General features: G+C 43.8%; 20 protein-coding genes. 2 read left to right on the top strand and 18 right to left on the bottom strand.

What is annotated here, in order from left to right:
* The first annotated feature begins 57 nt into the window (after positions 1-57).
* Positions 58-249 carry a hypothetical protein gene (locus tag CES82_RS04765; RefSeq protein ID WP_098824174.1) on the top strand — a complete coding sequence of 64 codons (192 nt, stop codon included), beginning with the start codon at positions 58-60 and terminating at the stop codon, positions 247-249.
* 298 nt (positions 250-547) lie between these two features.
* Here the strand turns inward: CES82_RS04765 and pknB are convergent, their stop codons facing one another.
* The 8 genes from pknB to gmk form a co-directional block, all read right to left on the bottom strand.
* The gene (pknB, locus tag CES82_RS04760; protein WP_098824173.1) at positions 548-2,527 is read right to left on the bottom strand and encodes a Stk1 family PASTA domain-containing Ser/Thr kinase; all 1,980 of its coding nucleotides are present in this window, start codon (positions 2,525-2,527) and stop codon (positions 548-550) included.
* Positions 2,527-3,270, bottom strand: a complete 744-nt coding sequence (locus tag CES82_RS04755; protein ID WP_098824172.1) for a Stp1/IreP family PP2C-type Ser/Thr phosphatase — start codon at positions 3,268-3,270, stop codon at positions 2,527-2,529. The genes pknB and CES82_RS04755 overlap by 1 nt, the downstream gene beginning before the upstream one ends.
* 12 nt (positions 3,271-3,282) lie before the next feature.
* A complete protein-coding gene (gene rsmB / locus CES82_RS04750) occupies positions 3,283-4,629 on the bottom strand; it encodes a 16S rRNA (cytosine(967)-C(5))-methyltransferase RsmB (protein ID WP_098824171.1) in 1,347 nt (448 codons plus the stop codon).
* Complete coding sequence (gene fmt / locus CES82_RS04745) at positions 4,626-5,573, bottom strand: methionyl-tRNA formyltransferase (protein WP_098824170.1); 948 nt, start codon at positions 5,571-5,573, stop codon at positions 4,626-4,628. Before fmt ends, rsmB begins: the two co-directional genes overlap by 4 nt.
* 20 nt (positions 5,574-5,593) lie before the next feature.
* Positions 5,594-8,008 carry a primosomal protein N' gene (gene priA / locus CES82_RS04740; RefSeq protein ID WP_098824169.1) on the bottom strand — a complete coding sequence of 805 codons (2,415 nt, stop codon included), beginning with the start codon at positions 8,006-8,008 and terminating at the stop codon, positions 5,594-5,596.
* Between the two features lies 1 nt (position 8,009).
* Complete coding sequence (gene coaBC, locus CES82_RS04735; protein WP_098824168.1) at positions 8,010-9,221, bottom strand: bifunctional phosphopantothenoylcysteine decarboxylase/phosphopantothenate--cysteine ligase CoaBC; 1,212 nt, start codon at positions 9,219-9,221, stop codon at positions 8,010-8,012.
* Positions 9,222-9,350: 129 nt separating this feature from the next.
* On the bottom strand, positions 9,351-9,566 hold the full coding sequence (gene rpoZ / locus CES82_RS04730) for a DNA-directed RNA polymerase subunit omega (protein ID WP_098824167.1): 216 nt from the start codon (positions 9,564-9,566) through the stop codon (positions 9,351-9,353).
* A gap of 1 nt (position 9,567) precedes the next feature.
* Entirely contained in the window at positions 9,568-10,188 is a 621-nt protein-coding gene (gene gmk, locus CES82_RS04725) for a guanylate kinase (protein ID WP_098824166.1), read from the bottom strand.
* A gap of 175 nt (positions 10,189-10,363) precedes the next feature.
* Here gmk and CES82_RS04720 point away from each other — a divergent pair, with 175 nt between their 5' ends.
* The gene (locus CES82_RS04720; RefSeq protein WP_098824165.1) at positions 10,364-10,681 is read left to right on the top strand and encodes a hypothetical protein; all 318 of its coding nucleotides are present in this window, start codon (positions 10,364-10,366) and stop codon (positions 10,679-10,681) included.
* A gap of 100 nt (positions 10,682-10,781) precedes the next feature.
* Here CES82_RS04720 and recN read toward each other — a convergent pair whose 3' ends face one another.
* The 10 genes from recN to efp form a co-directional block, all read right to left on the bottom strand.
* Positions 10,782-12,485, bottom strand: a complete 1,704-nt coding sequence (gene recN, locus CES82_RS04715) for a DNA repair protein RecN (RefSeq protein WP_098824164.1) — start codon at positions 12,483-12,485, stop codon at positions 10,782-10,784.
* 91 nt (positions 12,486-12,576) lie between these two features.
* On the bottom strand, positions 12,577-13,029 hold the full coding sequence (locus CES82_RS04710) for an arginine repressor (protein WP_098824163.1): 453 nt from the start codon (positions 13,027-13,029) through the stop codon (positions 12,577-12,579).
* An 80-nt stretch (positions 13,030-13,109) separates the two neighbouring features.
* Positions 13,110-13,925 carry a TlyA family RNA methyltransferase gene (locus CES82_RS04705; protein ID WP_098824162.1) on the bottom strand — a complete coding sequence of 272 codons (816 nt, stop codon included), beginning with the start codon at positions 13,923-13,925 and terminating at the stop codon, positions 13,110-13,112.
* Between the two features lie 8 nt (positions 13,926-13,933).
* Positions 13,934-14,836 (bottom strand): polyprenyl synthetase family protein, encoded by a 903-nt coding sequence (locus CES82_RS04700; RefSeq protein ID WP_098824161.1) that lies wholly within the window; start codon positions 14,834-14,836, stop codon positions 13,934-13,936.
* Positions 14,829-15,095, bottom strand: coding sequence for an exodeoxyribonuclease VII small subunit (locus CES82_RS04695; RefSeq protein WP_098824160.1), 267 nt, complete (start codon positions 15,093-15,095; stop codon positions 14,829-14,831). The genes CES82_RS04700 and CES82_RS04695 overlap by 8 nt, the downstream gene beginning before the upstream one ends.
* Positions 15,092-16,447: an exodeoxyribonuclease VII large subunit gene (gene xseA, locus CES82_RS04690; protein ID WP_098824159.1), complete on the bottom strand. Its 1,356-nt coding sequence runs from the start codon at positions 16,445-16,447 to the stop codon at positions 15,092-15,094. Before xseA ends, CES82_RS04695 begins: the two co-directional genes overlap by 4 nt.
* A gap of 1 nt (position 16,448) precedes the next feature.
* Positions 16,449-17,300, bottom strand: coding sequence for a bifunctional 5,10-methylenetetrahydrofolate dehydrogenase/5,10-methenyltetrahydrofolate cyclohydrolase (locus CES82_RS04685; RefSeq protein WP_098824158.1), 852 nt, complete (start codon positions 17,298-17,300; stop codon positions 16,449-16,451).
* Positions 17,301-17,520: 220 nt separating this feature from the next.
* The gene (nusB, locus tag CES82_RS04680; protein ID WP_098824157.1) at positions 17,521-17,943 is read right to left on the bottom strand and encodes a transcription antitermination factor NusB; all 423 of its coding nucleotides are present in this window, start codon (positions 17,941-17,943) and stop codon (positions 17,521-17,523) included.
* Positions 17,940-18,386, bottom strand: coding sequence for an Asp23/Gls24 family envelope stress response protein (locus CES82_RS04675; RefSeq protein WP_098824156.1), 447 nt, complete (start codon positions 18,384-18,386; stop codon positions 17,940-17,942). The genes nusB and CES82_RS04675 overlap by 4 nt, the downstream gene beginning before the upstream one ends.
* 182 nt (positions 18,387-18,568) lie before the next feature.
* Positions 18,569-19,132: an elongation factor P gene (gene efp / locus CES82_RS04670; protein WP_098824155.1), complete on the bottom strand. Its 564-nt coding sequence runs from the start codon at positions 19,130-19,132 to the stop codon at positions 18,569-18,571.
* Positions 19,133-19,159 lie beyond the last annotated feature (27 nt).

Genomic DNA, 19,159 nt, shown 5'->3' with positions numbered 1-19,159 from the left:
TACCTTTCTGTGACGGATAGATAGTGAGATAATTATCGTTGGAAGGAGACGATTAGCTTGAATAACAATGAACCTGATTTTGATAAAGCTTCTAAGGCACTACATGCTTGGGTCGACAGTTTGGTGTCAGACACCAAGGATGAAACTTCTCGAGATATGGTTAACTTGGTTGCTAATATTTCAGCCAAAGCGGCAATGGTCGCTCTGCACGCTGCGTTCAGCGATCAGAAAAAGGATTCTGATCAGTGAACCGTTAAGAAGGATTTACAAGTTATAGATTTCACTGACTATTGCTGAAACTAGTAATCATCCAAAAAAGAGGTTGTGCCCTAAGTTTATACTGGTCAGCATTTCAATTAATTTTTCAGCAAAAATTAGTGATACCTGCCTTTGGTTCAATGCGTCAATATGACCTAATATGCGCCAAAACTCAGATTCTTGCCATTTAACGCAAATAAAGCCTATTCCGAAAGTGCATTGGAATAGGCTTTATTTGCGTTAAATTCTGGAATCTACCAAGTTTTGTCACACACTCGATATCTTATAATCAATGCGCGTTTTTGGTGACATTGTTATCAGCTAAAATCACTTTGCCATCTCTAACAATCTTATAACCGCCACTCTTACCGGATTCAACGGCGAAGGGAATCGTGACCTGCGTATCTTGAGCAATGGTCAACTGTTTATAGACGGTGCCATAATCATGATCATGGTCGCGAATATAAATCTGAACGGTATTGACTCCTGAAGTTGAAGAGACACTCGTTTTACCTGAACCGCTAGTCTTAGAGCTGTTTGCCTCAAAAGGAATACTAACGTCAACGTTGAAATCCTCAACTTTGGGTTCAGATTTCGAAACTGGCTTCTTCCCCCTGGACAGCGTCACAACAACGGTGGAACCTTCTTTCACCATACTACCGGCAGCCGGATTCTGATCGATTGCTGTCTCTTTAGTGGCATTATCATAGCGATATTTGAACGAAATATTGAGCGATTCTTGCGTTGCATAGCGCTGAATCTGGGCTTTCTTTTTACCAATTAAGTTAGCCAACTGCAATTGCCGCTGACCGGCTGAAACGGTTAACGTCACCGTAGTCTCCTTTGGGTTGATACGCTGACCGCTCTCGACACTTTGCTGCATCACGCTGCCAATTGGCACCTCATTAGACGATTCGTTCTGACGTCTAACAGTTACTCCCTTGGCTTTTAAAACTGCTGCAGTACGTGTATAAGATTGACCAATATAGTTCCCAATTCTTACCATTCGTGGTCCGGTACTAACATAAAGCTTGATTTTTGAATCTTTTTTAGCGGATTTTTCCGCGGCGGGCGATGTTTTGATGACCAAATTTTTCTTAATGTCCGCACTGGATTGCCGCTTGATTGAACCCGTGTCTAAGCTGCTATCTGAAAGTTTTTGCTGGGCTTCATCAATGGTTAGACCACTGACATCCGGCACCGTCACGGTCTGTGGGCGACCAAGCCAAAAGGCTAAACCAACCATGGCGATTAAAACCGCAGCTAGGCCAAACAAGACGTAAAGCCAGTGTCGCCGTCGATGCCGCTTTTTGGGTTTCGACGGAGGGACATCATCTGGTTTTGGCTCTTGATGAGCAACTTCAGAGTGTAAGGCCGATTTATCTAAAACCTTGGTTTCACCGTTATCAGCATCTGCGGCCGGTACAAACTTAGCTTCCGATGCTCGCCGAGGTGATAAAGAAGTTTCTAGGTCATTCGCCATATCAGTAACCGTTTCGTAGCGGTCTGAAGGCCGTTTAGAAGTTGCCTTTAAAACCACGTTCTCCAATGCTTGAGGAATACGCGGATCAAATTCACGCACAGAAGGAATTTCGGACTGAAAATGCTTGATAGCGATTGAAATCGCCGTTTCGCCTTTAAAGGGGACCGTTCCCGTCAGTAGTTCATAGAGAATGATTCCTAACGAATAGATGTCAGATTTTTTGGTTGCCATGCCGCCACGGGCCTGCTCGGGCGATAAGTAGTGTACCGAACCTAATACCGTATTCGTCTGTGTCAACGCGTTTTCTGACATGGCCACCGCGATTCCAAAATCGGTAATCTTAGCAACACCCTTGTCGTCAATCAGAATATTTTGCGGCTTTAAATCACGATGAATAATGTTATGGGCATGAGCCACCGCCACTGCAGACAGGACCTGTTCCATAATGTTGATCACTTCTTGGTAGGGAATGGGAAAATGCTGTTTGATATAGGCCTTTAGGTCCATACCCTTCACGTACTCCATGACCATGTACTGCATGCCGTTTTCTTCGCCCACATCATATACGCTGACGATATTTGGATGGACTAATTCAGTTGCCGCCAAACCTTCGCGCTGAAATCGTTTGATGGTGTGTGGGTCATCTCGAAGATCAAGTCTCAATAACTTCACTGACACATCACGGTCTAAAATGAGATCATGAGCCAAGTATACGTTGGCCATTCCACCTTCACCTAAGGCCTCGGTGATTCGGTATCGGCCACCTAAAACGTAATTTGGTCGCATTAGTCAGCCACCTCCGATCGGTCATCGATTAAGATCACACTAATATTATCCAAACCGCCAGCATCATTGGCCAACTTAATGAGTTGATCACACTTCTCCTGTACCGTAGCGTCGTTTTCAAGCACAGTTTGAATCTGATCATCATTCACCATATCACTGAGCCCATCCGAACAAAGCAACAACATATCGTTGTCAGTTAATTCAAGAAAATGCATGTCAATTTGAACAGCCTTCTCTATCCCTAACGATCGCGTAATCACGTTTTTCTTCGGGTGCACACGTGCAGCCTGTTTTGAAAGTTCACCACGTTTAACCAACTCGTTTACCAGCGAATGATCCTCAGTCACTTGAGAAAAAACGTGACCACGCAACAAATAACCTCGACTATCACCAATATTGCCAATCAAAACCGTCTGTTTGAAAATAACAGCTAAAACAATTGTGGTGCCCATGCCTTTGAGATCAATAAATTGTTCCGAACGGTTACGAATGTCCTGATTTTCAGAGGAGATCTGCTTTTGCAGCCAATTTTTAGTTTCGTCAATGGTTTGGGCGTTGCTTGCTTTAAATGAATGGCCAATATGAGTTACGGCCATCTCAGAAGCGACGTCACCACCCTGATTACCACCAATACCATCAGCGATAATAGCAAGTTTTACACCCTGCTGGTTCGTAAAGATACCGACGCTATCTTCGTTATCTTTACGACGCTTTCCTATTGCTGTTCGATAAGCAATCTGCATCTGTATCCTCCACTAACGTACCCGTTTGAACTGACTGATGAAGAAACCATCAGAATCATAATCGTCAGGGTAAATTTCAAGATAATCAGTTGTTCGGTCTGGTTTTAAATCAAGCGCTGTTTCGACTCGCTGTGATTCAAATTCTGGGTGATCAGCCAAAAAGGCCGCCACCACGTCCCGATTTTCCTGATTAAGTATCGTACAAGTACTGTAAGTTATTATACCGTTAATTTTTACTTTTTGAGCAACCGCGTTTAAAATATCTAACTGAATTTTGGACAGCGCCTGCACATCTTTAAGTTGCTTCTCGTAACGAATCTCAGGCTTCCGGCGTACCAAGCCAATTCCAGAACAAGGAGCATCTACTAAAACCTCATCGAAAGTTTGGTCTTCAAACACGTCTTGAATCTTACGCGCATCAATGGCTTGCGTAACGACCCGGTCGTTGACATGCATCCGCTTAGCATTCTGCTTAACTAGCTGCACTTTATGTTCGTGGATGTCTAAAGCCACTACCTGACCGCGATCATCCGCTGATAATTGACCTGCGATTTGAACGGTTTTACCGCCGGGAGCTGAGCAGGCGTCTAAAATCATCATATCTGGTTTGATATGCATGCTTTCAGCCGGCAACATAGCACTTTCATCTTGAATCGTAATCTGACCCTCATGGAACAACTTAGCTTGATTAGCGGGTTTGCCTTTAAGGACAAAGCCCTCTGCGGCAACTTGGCTCTCGCTGACTTTATAGTCTTCAGCTTCTAATTCAGCTTTAGCATCCGCCATTGAAATTTGATCAGTCGCCACGCGAATAGACTGGTTAGCAGGATGGTTGATACTCTCTAACACACTAACTGCCTTTTTAGCACCTAATTGGTCATTTAACGCATTGATCAGCCATTCTGGAACGGAATAGACCAAGCTCTGACGTTGGATTGGGTCGTCAATATCGGCTGGGTCGTTGATTCCAACCCGGTCCATTTGATGCAGTACGCCGGTGACAAAGCGCCGAATTCCTTCATGACCACGGGTTTTGGCAATCTGAATCGATTCGTCAAAAATAGCCCGCTTGGGAACGCGTTCCAAATACTGCATCTGGTACACAGCCGTCTCCAACAGGATCATCACCCAGTCAGCGACCCGCTTTTGATTTTTGATAAACGGTGCCAGTTGGTAGTCAATCGTCAGTCGATGTTGAATAACGCCATAGACAATGGTCGTCATTAAACCAGCATCTCGTTGTGACATGTTTGATTGATCAATCATCTGATTTAATTGTAGATTTGAATATGCACCATTTTTAACACGAGTCAGGGCTGTAACCGCTAATGACCGTGGATTGTTATCAATCTTACTCATAGTTTAACCACCTGTTCGCCCTCTGTTAGGGCATCCTCAGTTCCGTTCAGAAAGTCTGTAATACTTTGTTTTGGTTTGCCAGCAGGCTGTAATTCGTTGATTTGCAACGTGCCGTGGTCGCCGGTTGACAAGACTAACCGGTGTTTTTCGTGTAAAACAACTTTTCCAGGTGTCAATTCAGTTTTATCGGGTAAAACCGTCACGTCCCAAAGTTTCGTTCGAGTTCCTGATAAAATAATATATGACGTTGGAAATGGCCGTAGACCGCGAATCTTAGCATCAATCATTTCAGCTGACATATTAAAATCAACTTCTTCTTCATCCGGTTTGATAGTGGGTGAGAAAGTCACTTTTGATTCATCTTGTGGTACCGGATTTACATCACCGTCAATTAACTTCGGCAAAGTCTCCAGTAATAAATCTCGGCCAAGTAAACTTAACTTATCAAACATGCTACCAACATCATCCGTTTTTTCAATGGGAATCGCACGCTGACTGATGATGTCACCAGCGTCCATTTTTTTGATCATGTAAATAATCGAAACACCAGTCTCGGGATCGTTGTTCATGACGGCATAATGCACGGGTGCGCCACCACGATACTTTGGCAGTAGCGAAGCGTGCACGTTAATTGCCGCTGTCTTTGCCGCCTTTAACAATTTAGTGGGTAAAAATTGACCAAAGGCTGCGGTAACAATAAAATCGGGTGCAATCTCAATCACCCGTGCCATTTCATCACTACCGCCAATTTTTGCTGGCTGTAACACTTCAATCTGATGTGCCACCGCAACCTTTTTCACTGGCGATGCTGTCAGCACGTGTTTGCGTCCAACAGGTCGATCCGGTTGGGTCACAACCGCTTTAACATCGTAATGATTTTGAATCAGTGCTTCTAAAATTGGCGCTGAGAACTCTGGTGTTCCCATAAATACAATTGAAGTCATGTTTTTTTCTCCTTCGTTGCTTACATAAAACTCATTGGATTTCGGTCAATGGCAATTTGTAATCCGCCACGACTCTGCTTTTGTGCCTGCCCCAAAATATTGAACAAGGCAGCATCCAGTTTGGGTTCGCGTTTATATTTGATTACCAACTGATAATAGTAACGTTTGTTCACTCGTGCAATAGCTCCCGGTGTAGGGCCGAGGACAATTGCTTGTGGACTCAGGACCGTTTTCAACTGGCGAACAATTTTAACCATCGCTTCAGCAGCTTGACGTTCGTCCACGTCGCTGGCAGTTAACTTAACCGCAAAGTAATATGGCGGATAGTTTCCACGATGACGCAGCTGCATTTCCCTAACGAAGAACTGCTCGTAATTTTGGGTTTTGGCTAATTGAATCGCATAATGATCCGGATTATAGGTTTGAATAAAGACTTGCCCTGCTTTTTCAGCCCGGCCTGCCCGACCACTGACCTGAGTGAGTAGCTGAAATGTCCGTTCACTAGCACGAAAATCAGGTAGTCCTAGCGCCGTATCGGCATTTAGCACGCCAACTAACGTCACGTCAGGAAAGTCTAACCCTTTAGCAATCATTTGTGTCCCCAGTAAGATGTCTGCTTTATGGTCACCAAACTGCTTCAGAAGTCGTTCGTGAGCACCCTTTCGACGGGTCGTATCCACATCCATCCGAATGACGCGAGCGTCAGGTAGCAGTTCAGTCAACTCTTGCTCAACCTTCTGGGTCCCCGTACCGTAATAACGGATATGGTGACCATGACAGCTAGGACAAACATGCGGAATGGGTTCTTCATGACCACAGTAATGGCACTTCATGGTCTTCGTGTCCATGTGAAGGGTCAGTGAAATATCGCAGTTTGGACACTGCAACACAAAACCACAGTCGCGACACATAACAAATGACGAATAACCACGCCGATTCAACATTAAAAGCGACTGTTCACCACGGTCAAGCCGTTCCTTCAAAGCCTGCAGTAAACTCCCAGAGAAATTGCTTTCTTTGTGGTGCCGCAGTTCTTCAGTCATATCCACAATGGTCACATCCGGCAATTGCTGGTGATTGACCCGATTAGGCAATAATAATCTAGTATACACGTTCTTTTCAGCGCGTGCTCGACTTTCTAATGAAGGTGTAGCACTGCCTAAAACAACGGGACAATGGTGGTAACGGGCACGCCATAGTGCAACGTCTCGTGCATGGTATCGCGGATTGTCGTCTTGTTTATAGCTGCTTTCATGTTCTTCATCAACCACGATGACCCCTAGATGAGTCAGTGGTGCAAAGACAGCAGAACGAGCGCCGACCACGACCTGCGCTTCACCGCGTTGGATTCGGCGCCATTCATCAAAACGTTCTCCGCCAGATAGACCGCTATGTAAAACGGCTACTTTTTGGCCAAAGCGCCCCCGAACGCGACCAACGATTTGCGGTGTCAATGAAATTTCAGGGACTAGCATCAGTGCTTGCTTACCGTGTGACAGCGCGTTGGCAATTGTCTGAAGGTAAACTTCAGTCTTACCGCTCCCCGTTACACCTTCTAACAGAAAAGTTTCTGGTTTTTCTTGATCAGTGGCAGCGCAAATTGCACTCACTGCTTTAGTTTGATCCGGATTTAAGTGTAACGGTTGGGTTTTAACCACAGCTGTCTGAAAAGGATCACGGTAAACTTCAACGGCTTTGCGAGTCAGCCAGCCGTTTGCTTCTCCCGTTTTTAAAATACTGCTGGAAACGTTGATTTTGCGTTCTAATTCGATTTGACTGATTGGTTCGGGATGATCCATTAAATAATCAATCAGTTCTGCTTGTTTAACTGCCGTTTTTCTCAGTTGCGTTCTTGCAGTCATCAAATTCTCATGACTCGTGATTGGTTTAACCATCATCATCGTTTTGACCTGCGATTTACTGCTAACTTCATAATGAACGTTAATCAAGTGCTGACGATTAAGTGCCAGTAGCTGCTTCACAATCTCAGTTGACAGTGTATCATCCCATAACAATTTCTTTTGCTCGCCAAATAGACGAGTCCGGATATCTGCAGGCAACTGATCTGTGGGACTCACCCACTTTTGGTATTTCGCTTTAAGTGCGTTGGGGAGCATCGTTTGCAGACACGTGATAGTAAAAGCATACGTAGTGTTTGCTAACCAGCCAGAAAGCTGCATCAGTTCAGCGTTAACAACTGGTGCGGGATCCATGACGGTTTCAATCGCTTTTAACGTCACCTCGGGATCAGGTGTCGCGTCAGTCTTAATTTGCCAGACAAATCCCTGAACTTTACGACCACCGTTGCCGAAGGGGACTACTACCCGCATACCAGGCTGAAGTTGATCGACTAAGGCAGCCGGAATTTCATACGAATAAGGCGTATTGGTCTGCATCGTAGGTACATCCACGATGACCTCAGCAATTTGCGTCATACTATCCCTCTTTTTGTACTAGTTGACTAATTTGGTCAACCACTTGTTTAGCAATAATGTGTTTATCAGCCAGCTTAGTTTTAATTGGTGCCTGTCCAGGTTGCAAAATGGTAACTTGATTGGTATCGCCATTAAAACCGACCCCAGGCTTTGAAACATCATTTGCAATCAATAGATCAAGCTGCTTGCCGACCAGTTTCTGCTGAGCATTATCCAGTAGATTTTGTGTCTCAGCAGCAAAACCCACGGTAATTTGATTCGGTTGCTTTATTTTGGCAACTTGTTTTAAAATATCAACTGTTTTTGTTAATTGAAGTGTCATTTGATCATTGTCAGCCGATTTCTTAATCTTTTGATCCGCACTGTTAAGCGGTTTGAAATCGGCAACAGCTGCTGCCATTACAAGAATATCGGCTTGCTTAAAGAACTTGGTAACAGCTTCGGCCAAGTCTTCAGTGGTCAATACGGGTACCAAGTTCACCCCAGTTGGAGCTTCTAGCTTGGTGGGCGCAGAAATCAATGTCACGTCAGCACCCTTGTCTTGCATTTCTTCAGCAATGGCATACCCCATTTTGCCGGAAGAATCATTCGTAATAAAACGCACTGGGTCGATTCGTTCACGGGTACCCCCGGCTGTCACAACCACCTTTTTACCGGTTAGCGGCGTGGTATGCTGCTTTAAGTTTTTAACAGTTTGCATAATTGCCTCGGGTTCAGGCATTCGTCCTCGACCACTATAACCCTCAGCCAAAAAGCCACTGGCAGGCGTCATAACGGTTATACCGTCTTGCTTTAGGGTGTCAAGATTGCGTTTAGTTGCCGCATTTTCCAACATATGCTGATTCATAGCAGGAACGACTAGTTTAGGCGCAGTCGTTGCCAGTAAAGTCAGACTGGCCATGTCATCTGCAATACCATTAGCTAGTTTGGCAATGATGTCGGCAGTTGCCGGTGCTACGACAGCTAAATCGGTCCAGTCGGCCAACTCAATATGGTCCACGGCTTTGACCTGTGCGCCGGCAAACATCTCAGTAACCACGGCGTTCTTCGATAATATTTGAAAACTTAGCGGTGTGACAAAAGCTTCAGCAGCCTTGGTCATCACCACACGAACCGCTGCCCCGTCCTTAACAAAAAGTCGGGTCAACGCTAGTGCTTTATAGGCCGCGATGCTGCCAGTTACGTATAATGCTACGTGTTGTTGCTTAGCCATTTAAATTCCCCCAGACATCTCATCAATTTAATTCTCATTGTACCAGAGTAAATGGCACCTTGTACAAACAAAACCGCCATCTTAACCCAATTTATTAAGGGTCAAAACAGCGGTCCTGAAATATTAAAACTAGCCAAGTGGATCGGTTTCATCTGGGTCGATAATCACTTTACCAGCCGCGATTTCTTCAAGTGCACGACCAATCGTCTTTGGTGATTCATAACTGTCAAGCATTGGCTTGGCACCAGCCTCTAACTCATGTGCTCGCTTACTTGCAAGCATAATCAATGAATAACGGGAATTAACACGTTCAAGTAACTTATCTACTGATGGATATAATAACATTTTATTCGTCTCCCTCTAATAACATCTGTTCGTAATCTGGCATCACGCGTGTAACCCTCAAACGTTCAGAACGAATGATGGTTCTGATCCGTGCTACCGCGTTTTCAACCTCATCATTAACAACGGCATAATCATAATTACGCATCATTTTGATTTCGCCAACCGCCTTTTTGATTCGCGCGTTGATCACGCTCATCTCTTCGGTACCACGATTGATCAATCGGTGCTTCAATTCCATTAAATCAGGTGGGGTCAGGAAAACAAAGACTGCATCTGGACAATTAGCCCGAACCTGCATGGCACCGTTAACTTCAATCTCCAAGAAAACGTCCTTACCTGAATCTAAGGTCTCATTTACATATTTTAATGGCGTACCGTAGTAATTGTCAACATACTTAGCATATTCGAGCATTTCACCATTCTTGATGTTTTCTTCGAATTGCTCTTTTGATACAAAGAAATAATCAACGCCATCCTGTTCACCTTCACGTGGTTTACGAGTCGTCATGGAAATGGAGTACTGAAAATCAGTGTCTGGTTCGTCAAACAAAGCCTTACGCACGGTTCCTTTGCCGACACCGGATGGGCCAGATAGCACAATCAACATACCTCTTTTAGTCATTACTTGAGATCCCCTTATTTAGTTTCAGAGTGATAATAAAAACCATTATCGCACGGGATACCGCGCTTTGACAAGCTTTAGCGAAGATTTTTCAAAATTATCGAAACTTATCCTTGCAAAAGCAAACACAGGTTCGTATAATAATAAATGCAAACAAATGTTCGAGGTGATTAAAATGTCCAATCAAGTATCTGCAATTAAGAAAATATCGTCCCAGTTAAACGATCGTTACCGTCAGTTTTTAGTGATGGACGATGCTGAACCTATGGGAATGCCGCAGGAACAACGAGATTACTTTTTGGCCCAAGCCCTAACCCGTCATTATCATGTTACCCTACATCTTCGTCAATCAGGCGAAGAACAGGCACTAATGTCGGGTTACCTTGCAAAGGGACCCAAGGATACATTGTTAGTCACGAATGTCAGTCAAAACATTACTCAGGTCGCACATTTGAATCAGATTATGTTTGTGGAACGTAACGATTACCGTTAATCAAAAATCAATTAGCTAAAGTGTGAATATTGAAGGCGCGCTAACAGTTCGAAACTTGGAACTGCTAACGTGTCTTTTTGCATTCTTTCAGTAAATATCCTTAAGCACGTTGGTGTTTTTCCTCAGTAGCCATGTCTAATAACTCTTTCGCATGGTCTAAGGTAAGCTCTGTGACCGTTGTCCCAGCCAACATCCGGGCTAACTCTTTGACCCGGTCTGATTGATTCAGTTTCTTAATATGGGTAACGGTCCGCTTACCTTTGACTTGCTTATCAATGAAGTAATGGTGATCACTCATGGCAGCAACTTGAGGTAAATGCGTAATGCACAGTACTTGCGACTCGTTAGCAATACCGCTAATTTTTTCCGCAATCGCTTGTGCCACCCTGCCGGAAACACCAGTATCGACTTCATCAAAAATAATCGAGGTAACGCCTTGTGACTTGGAAAAAATGGTTTTCAGTGCCAGCATCAACCGTGACAGCTCACCACCAGAGGCAATTTTAGCCAGTGGCCGAATTTCTTCACCGGGGTTAGGCTGAATGTAAAACTCAACATCGTCCATGCCAGTAGCAAAATACTGCTGATCATTGGTTGGCTTGAATCGTACCTGAAACACCGTTTTTGACATATATAAATCTTTTAATTCCGACTGAATCGCCTTTTCAAGTTTAACCGAGATCCGCTTTCGTTCTGCAGTGAGTTGCTCACCATACTTAATGAGCTGCTGTTCTTTTTTATCCAGCTGTTCGTCCAGATCACTCTCATCGATCTCAGCAGCTTCCATATCAGCCAGTTCTTTTTTAATCCGAGCTAAATAGTTCAAAATTTGCTTTTCCGAATCACCGTATTTCCGTTTCAGTTGGTGAATGACATCCAAACGAGCCTCAATTTCATCCAGCTTGTTATCATCCCATTCTAACTGGTCAACCTGCTTGGAAATCTCACCTGAAGCGTCCTGCAACGCGTAGTAAGCAGACTGCAAAGAATCCGACAATTGCTTAAAATCGGGATCTAAATCCGCAATCGAAGATAGCGAATCCATTGCTTTACCGCTTAAATCTAAAGCACCGGTAACTTCCTCATCACCGTTTAAGGCCAAATAACCTTCTTGAAGCGCCGTATTGATCTTTTGAAAATTCATCAGACGATCACGTTGCTGACTAAGATTGGTTTCCTCATCAGGTTCCAGCTGGGCATCTTCAATTTCCTTAACTTGAAAACGTAACATATCCAAACGTTGGGCCCATTCCTTTTGGTGAGTGTTGCGAGACACCATTGAGTGATGTAAGTGCTGATAATCTTGATAAGTGCTCTGGTACTTGGACTTGATTGCTAGTAACTCATCACCACCAAACTCATCCAGTAAACGCAGATGCTTATCCGGCTGCATTAATTCCTGATGTTCGTTTTGACCGTGAATATCAACAATGGTTTCGCCCAATTGCTTGAGCGTATTGGTGTTCACTAGCATCCCATTGATACGACAAACATTGCGACCACTACGATAAATCTCCCGTTGTAAAATCACCGTGCCGTCGTCATGATCGATACCCAACTGGTCAAGCTGATGATACGTTTGCCCGTTTTCGGGGAATACAAATGCCCCTTGGATGATGGCTTTATCAGCACCTGTTCTCACAAAATGCTGCGAACCGCGGCCACCGGCTAACAAGCCAACAGCATCAATAATAATGGACTTCCCAGCACCAGTCTCACCGGTCAGAACCGTCATACCATTTTCAAACTCAACGTCCAAGCTAGCAATAATCGCAAAATTTTTAATTGAAAGTTCCTGAAGCACTGCACTACCCCCTGTAAGTTGTCTAGACTCATTATACCTGATAACGGAAAAACGAGCTAGACCACACCCTTAGCGTCAGCCTAACTCGTATTTATTCTAATAATTCATTAATGACTGATTGTAGTTGCAATGCACCATCATCATCCGTGCAAATTGCCAAAACTGTTTTATCATCACCAATGGTGCCAAAAACAAAGTCAAAATCCATCTGATCAATCAACGCAGAAGTCGCTGGACCATTACCGGGCAAGACCTTGATGATCACATCCTTACCCTGAACAGCCACGCTGACGTATGCATCCTGCAATGTTCGCTTTAATTTTTTCTTCGTATCCAGCGTCTTTTGAATTGGCATATTGTAGCGATAACCACCAGAAGCCGCGGGGACCTTAACTAACTGCATTTCTTTGATGTCTCGTGAAATTGTGGCCTGGGTCACGTGAATATTTTGTTCCTCCAGCAAACGAACAAAATCTTCTTGGCGTTCAATATCCTGTGAACTCAATAATTGACGAATTAAGCGCTGTCGGTCTTGTTTCTTCACGTCACACCATCTCCAATCGGAAAAATCATTTAAATACATCATACAGCTAAGATCCTCATTTTAAAAGCAAAATGCGATTTTTATGCAGTTAATATGCGGTGAGCTGATTCAACGGTTTCCTTAACGTTAATTTCAGGCCCAACTTCTGGCGTACCAGCAACGGATTTTAAATGAATCAGAAATTCAATATTGCCTTCGCCACCAGTAATCGGTGAAAAATCCAGATGCAATGGGCTAAAACCACTCTTCACAGCAAGTTGAATTACCTTTTGAATGACGTTTTCGTGGATTTTAGGATCCTTCACAATGCCGTGTTTACCAACGTGTTCACGACCTGCTTCAAATTGCGGTTTAATTAATGCCACGACTTCGCCGTCTGTTACCAAGATGTGTTTCAGAGGTGGCAGAATTAAACTCAACGAGATGAACGAAACATCAATTGAGGAAAAGCTTGGCTGGCCCTGAGTAAAGTCTTCAGGCTTACTGTAACGGAAATTGGTGTGTTCCATCACGACCACTCTTGGATCTTGACGCAGTTTCCAGACGAGCTGGTTGCTGCCAACATCTAGCGCATAGGACATTTTAGCACCATTTTGAAGCATCACATCCGTAAAACCGCCAGTTGAAGAACCAATGTCTAGCACGATTCGATCAGTCACATCGATGTCAAAAACTTTGAGTGCTTTTGCTAACTTTAAACCGCCCCGGCTAACGTAGGGTATCGGCTTACCTTTAATATGCAGGTCAGTATCCACGGGAATCTTAACTCCAGGCTTATCCAGCCGCTCTTCATTATTGCCTAGGACTTCACCCGCCATTACAGCACGTTTTGCCTGTTCACGGGATTCAAATAATCCTTGGGTTACTAGTAATACGTCAACGCGTTGTTTATCCATAATGACCCCTATTCCTTAATTTTAAAATAACTGCAAAAGGCGTTTAGCAACCGATAATCTCTGCCAGTTATCTGATTTAAATCCTTCAGCTGTGACTCAGCGGATTCAACGACCCGTTTTAACCGTTGCTTAGTACCTTCGACACCAAATAAGCCAGGATAAGTATTTTTTTCTTCTCCGGCATCCTTATGCGTCTTCTTGCCAAGTTGCTGAGCTGTGGAAGTAACGTCTAGTAAATCATCATAGATTTGGTACGCTAAGCCAAACTGATCAGCAAATTTTAGCAGGTCTTGCCGTTCTTCCTCATTAACATCAGCCATAATACAACCAGCTTCAACGGCATAGTGCAGCAACGCACCGGTTTTTTGACGATGCAGTTTTGCCAGTTCGTCGATATTTAATTGATGATGTTCGCTTGAAATATCTTGAGCCTGACCGGCAACCATTCCGGCCGGTCCCGCTGCATGGCTTAAAGCCCGCACTAGTGACAACTGTTGGGTTGCCGGAATATCGGCATTGCTCAACCATTCGAACGCCAACGTCAATAAACCGTCGCCAGCTAAAGTTGCCATTCCGGCACCAAATTTAACGTGATTGGTTGCCACGCCGCGACGCAGATCATCATTATCCATTGCTGGCAAGTCATCATGGATCAGTGAATAAGTATGCAACAGTTCTAACGCACTGGCAGCCATTAACTGGCCCTCAGTCAATTGAACACCATACGTTTTCAGCACGGCCAATGTCAGTAACGGTCGTAACCGTTTGCCACCAGCATCCACTGAATAAGTCATGGCTGACTGAAGAATCGACTGATCAATCCACCCCTCATTAAGGTGTTGTAACGTTGCATTAATTTGGGGAACGTATTCGGTTTCAAATTCTTTTAAAAGTGATGAAGCATCATTCATTCTTATCATCCTCAGAAATTTCAAACGGTTCAGTCTGATCGTCATCGTTCATCATTTGCGCTAACGTCTTTTCAGCTTCTGTTAACTTGACTTGTAAGTCGTGACTAAGTGCAACGCCTTGCTTAAATTGTGATAACGCTTTTTCCAACGGGACATTTCCCTTTTCAAGTGAAGTGACGATTTCTTCAAGTTGATTGAGATTTTCTTCAAACGTTGGTGTTTCTGCCGACGTCTTTTTATTCGCTGGTTTTTCACTCATGATTGGCCATCCTTTTTATTTGGTTGAATTGATTTGATTGTCGCATTTGCCTGTCCATTTGTCAGGTGCATGACCACTTCATCGCCCTGATGAAGTTGATCGACATCAGCAACCACCTTTTGATTGCTGGTAACATAGCTATAACCACGCCCCATAATTTTTAGTGGGCTAAGATAATCTAACGATTGCACTAATTCGGCTAGGCGCTGTTTTTGCTGGTTAAAATCTTGTTGCATACCACGGTTCAGCCGTGCAGTTAGATTCCGCCGATTTTGTTCTAATTGCGTCATCTGATTAGTTGGAGAAGCCACCTTCAACCGTTTATCAACCGCATCAATCTGTGCGTGAACCAAGCTAAGCCGATGTGACATAGTCTGCTGTAACTGTGTCGTCAACTGATCGACTTTTTGACTATAGCCTTCATACAGACGTTCAGGCTGCTGGAAGACATACGCTTCCCGCAACTTTTTGAGTTGTTCTTGATACATAGCTAGGTGATGGTGAAAAGCATGGTAAATTCTCACACGATCTTGATTGATTTCCAACAGAACATCGCTTAAAACCGGTACTGCTAGTTCAGCAGCTGCAGTTGGTGTGGCCGCCCGAACATCGGCCACCAAATCAGCGATTGTCGTGTCGGTTTCATGTCCCACCGAAGAAATCACCGGAATCTGACTTTCAAAAATGGCTCGAGCCACTGCCTCTTCATTAAATGGCCATAGATCCTCAATCGAACCCCCACCACGGCCAATGATTAAAGTATCGAAATGACCTAACCGATTAACGCGTTCAATTTGGCGAACAATGTCTCCCGCAGCCTCATTTCCCTGTACCAAAGCCGGAAATAAAACAATCTGCGCAATCGGGTAGCGACGACGAGCTGTGGTAATAATATCTCTAATCACTGCACCACTTGGGCTAGTCACCACTGCGATTCGCTTAGGAAAACGTGGTAATGGTTTCTTGGGTGCCGAGAAAATACCTTCTTGACTCAGCTTACGTTTTAACTGTTCGTAAGCTTGATAAAGCTGCCCAACGCCGTCAGGTTCCATATGATCGACATAGATCTGATAACTGCCACTTGGCTCATACAACGAAATACGCCCGGTAACAAGGACTTTCATCCCTTCTTCCGGTGTAAATTTAACCTTCGAAAAAGCCGACTTAAACATAATCGCACTAATTTTGGCGTGATCATCTTTAAGGCTAAAATACTGATGGGCGTTAGGTCGAAGCCTAAAGTTCGAAATCTCACCAGTTAGATAAACTTTCCCCAGATACGGATCAACATCGAATTTGCGTTTAATATAACTCGTTAATGCACTGACAGTTAAATACTCACTAGGTGCCAAATTATTCACTCCATTTTGCTAATTCAACGGTCTGTTGCAGTAGGGTTGCAATCGTCATTGGGCCCACACCACCTGGTACGGGGGTAATCTTACCGGCTACTGATTCGGCGCTATCAAAATCAACATCACCCGTTAATTTACCATCTTCATCACGGTTCATACCCACATCAATCACAGTGGCGCCAGGTTTAATATCCTCACCCTTAATCAGATGGGCAATACCTGTGGCAACGATTAAAATATCAGCCTCACGAGTATAAGCTTGCATGTTTTTAGTGTGGCTGTGAACCACGGTTACCGTTGCGCTGGCGTTAAGCAGTAACGCAGCCATTGGTCGGCCAACAATATTAGAACGACCGACAATCACAGCATTGGCCCCTGCTAGTTTCACCTGATAGGCCGCTAACATAGTCATAATACCTTTAGGCGTGCATGATACCGGAAAGTTAAGTGGTGAATTTGAATATAAGTTGCCAACGTTCACCGGATTAAACCCATCCGCATCCTTAGCTGGCGAAATGGCACGAGTGATCGCGTCTTCATCGATCTGTGGCGGTAACGGTGACTGAACCATGAGTCCGTGAACTGTATCATCATGATTATACTGATCAATTATTTCCAACAGTTCCGCTTGAGAAGTCTCTTCAGGCAACTGCCGAGTTTCAGAGATGATTCCCAACTGTTTTGCTTTACGGTGCTTGTTACGAACATAAATCTGACTTGCTTGATCGTCACCAACGATAATGACGATTAATTTGGGGCTAATTCCCTGTGCCTTCAATTGTGTCACGGCTTGTTGGGTTCGAGCATTGATTGTCTTCGCCAACTGTTTACCATCAATTAATTCTGCCATTACCTTCACTCTCACTATCTTTGTCAGTTTAATGATTTCTCATCACAATTTCACAAATCTACTGCATATTATTTTATCACATTTCAATTTGTTAAGCGCTACTGGTTCCGCTAAAAGAATGACTTATTTTTTAAAACTGTTAACCGTTTAACGATTACTATTTTGGCGTATCAAAAAATCGATAGCAATCATCACGATCACTACCGACTTATTTAAAAAACTATTTTTCTGGTTCAATCTCGTGTGATAGTACACCATTAATAAATCGGCGTGAACGGTCATCACTAAATTGTTTTGCTAGCTCCAAAGCTTCATTGACGGCTACCCGCTTAGGAATATCAGCTTGGTAATCCAATTCATAAAAAGCGATGCGCAAAATAACCAAATCAGTTTTCGCGATTCGTTGTAATGTCCAGCCAGTAGTCAAATACTTTTTGATTTGGGCATCCAGTTGATCTTGGTTTTCCAAGACACCGTCTACTAATTTCTCTAAGTATGCAGGAACATCTGCCGTTACACCGTCTTCATCAGATAATAACTGCTGGTAAATGACCTGTCGATCAGCTTCTGGATTAGCGTTCATTGCAAATAACGTTTGAAAGGCGCGAGTGCGGATTTGGTGTCGATTTAATTCTTCAGTCACTTATCCTCACCATTTTCACTTTCATCATTATCATCATCGAATAGATTATCGGGATCAACCGCCTGAGCCGTTTTTTCAGGAATCACGCCTTGAATATGGACGTTGACTTCATTGACATGTAAGTCAGTCATGAACAAAAGCTGCTGTTTGACTTGTTCTTGAATCGCCAAAGCAACCTTTGGTACTGACACGCCATAATTCAAGTAGACGTACACATCAACGTTAAGTGAATCGTCCGTCACAGACAGTTTAACGCCCTTACCGCGTTCCTTTTTCCCAAATAATTCATTGACACTGTTTGCCAGAGAACCGCGCATTCTTGCCACGCCGTCGACATCACTAGCTGCAATACCAGCAACGATTTCTAGCACTTGTGGTGCAACTTCAATTTTACCCAGAGTAGGCTCAGTCGCTTTTAAAACAATGTTTGTATCTTCAGCCAATTTTAAGCCTCCGTTTCGTGAACTACTCATTACTAGAAGAATAACGAGCTTCTAGGAACATCGCTACCATGCTCACCAATTTACGGTTAGCACGCAGTTGTTTGCTAAGGCACGTTCCATGCCAGCTGATGGCTTTTGGGAGAATAGTTGGAAAAGATCCAACGTATTCTTATAGACCGGGTCTAGTTGGCACGTGAAATGTAGGTACCATCTTGTGTGTTAATTGAAAGCTTGTCGCCTTCGTTGACAAAGAATGGTACTTGAACAACTAATCCAGTATCCATAGTAGCTGGTTTTGAACCACCAGAAGCCGTGTTACCCTTGATACCAGGTTCAGTAGCTGTAACCGTTAAAACAACGGTATTAGGCACTTCAATGCCTAAAGTTTCTGAGCCGTATTGGATAAGATTAACTTCCATGTTTTCTTGCAAATACTTCAGTTGATCCTTGATGGCTTCATCAGGAACTTCAATTTGTTCGTAGTTATCAGTATCCATGAAGACCCGTGAGTCACCGTCTTCATAAAGGTACTGCATCTTCCGAGTGTTGATTGGTGCTTGTTCCATCTTAGCACCGGCACGGAAAGTTTTTTCTTGAACGGCACCCGTCCGTAAGTTCTTTAACTTTGAACGTACGAAAGCACCACCCTTACCAGGCTTAACGTGCTGGAATTCAACAATCCGCCAAATAGCACCGTCAACCTCAATAGTTAAACCGTTTTTAAAATCTGCTGTAGAAATTGCCATATTGTGTTTCCTCCTAAATAATTCTTA

Source organism: Secundilactobacillus silagincola (assembly GCF_002583405.1).
GTDB lineage: Bacteria > Bacillota > Bacilli > Lactobacillales > Lactobacillaceae > Secundilactobacillus > Secundilactobacillus silagincola.
This window is presented reverse-complemented; position numbering and strand designations above follow the sequence as displayed.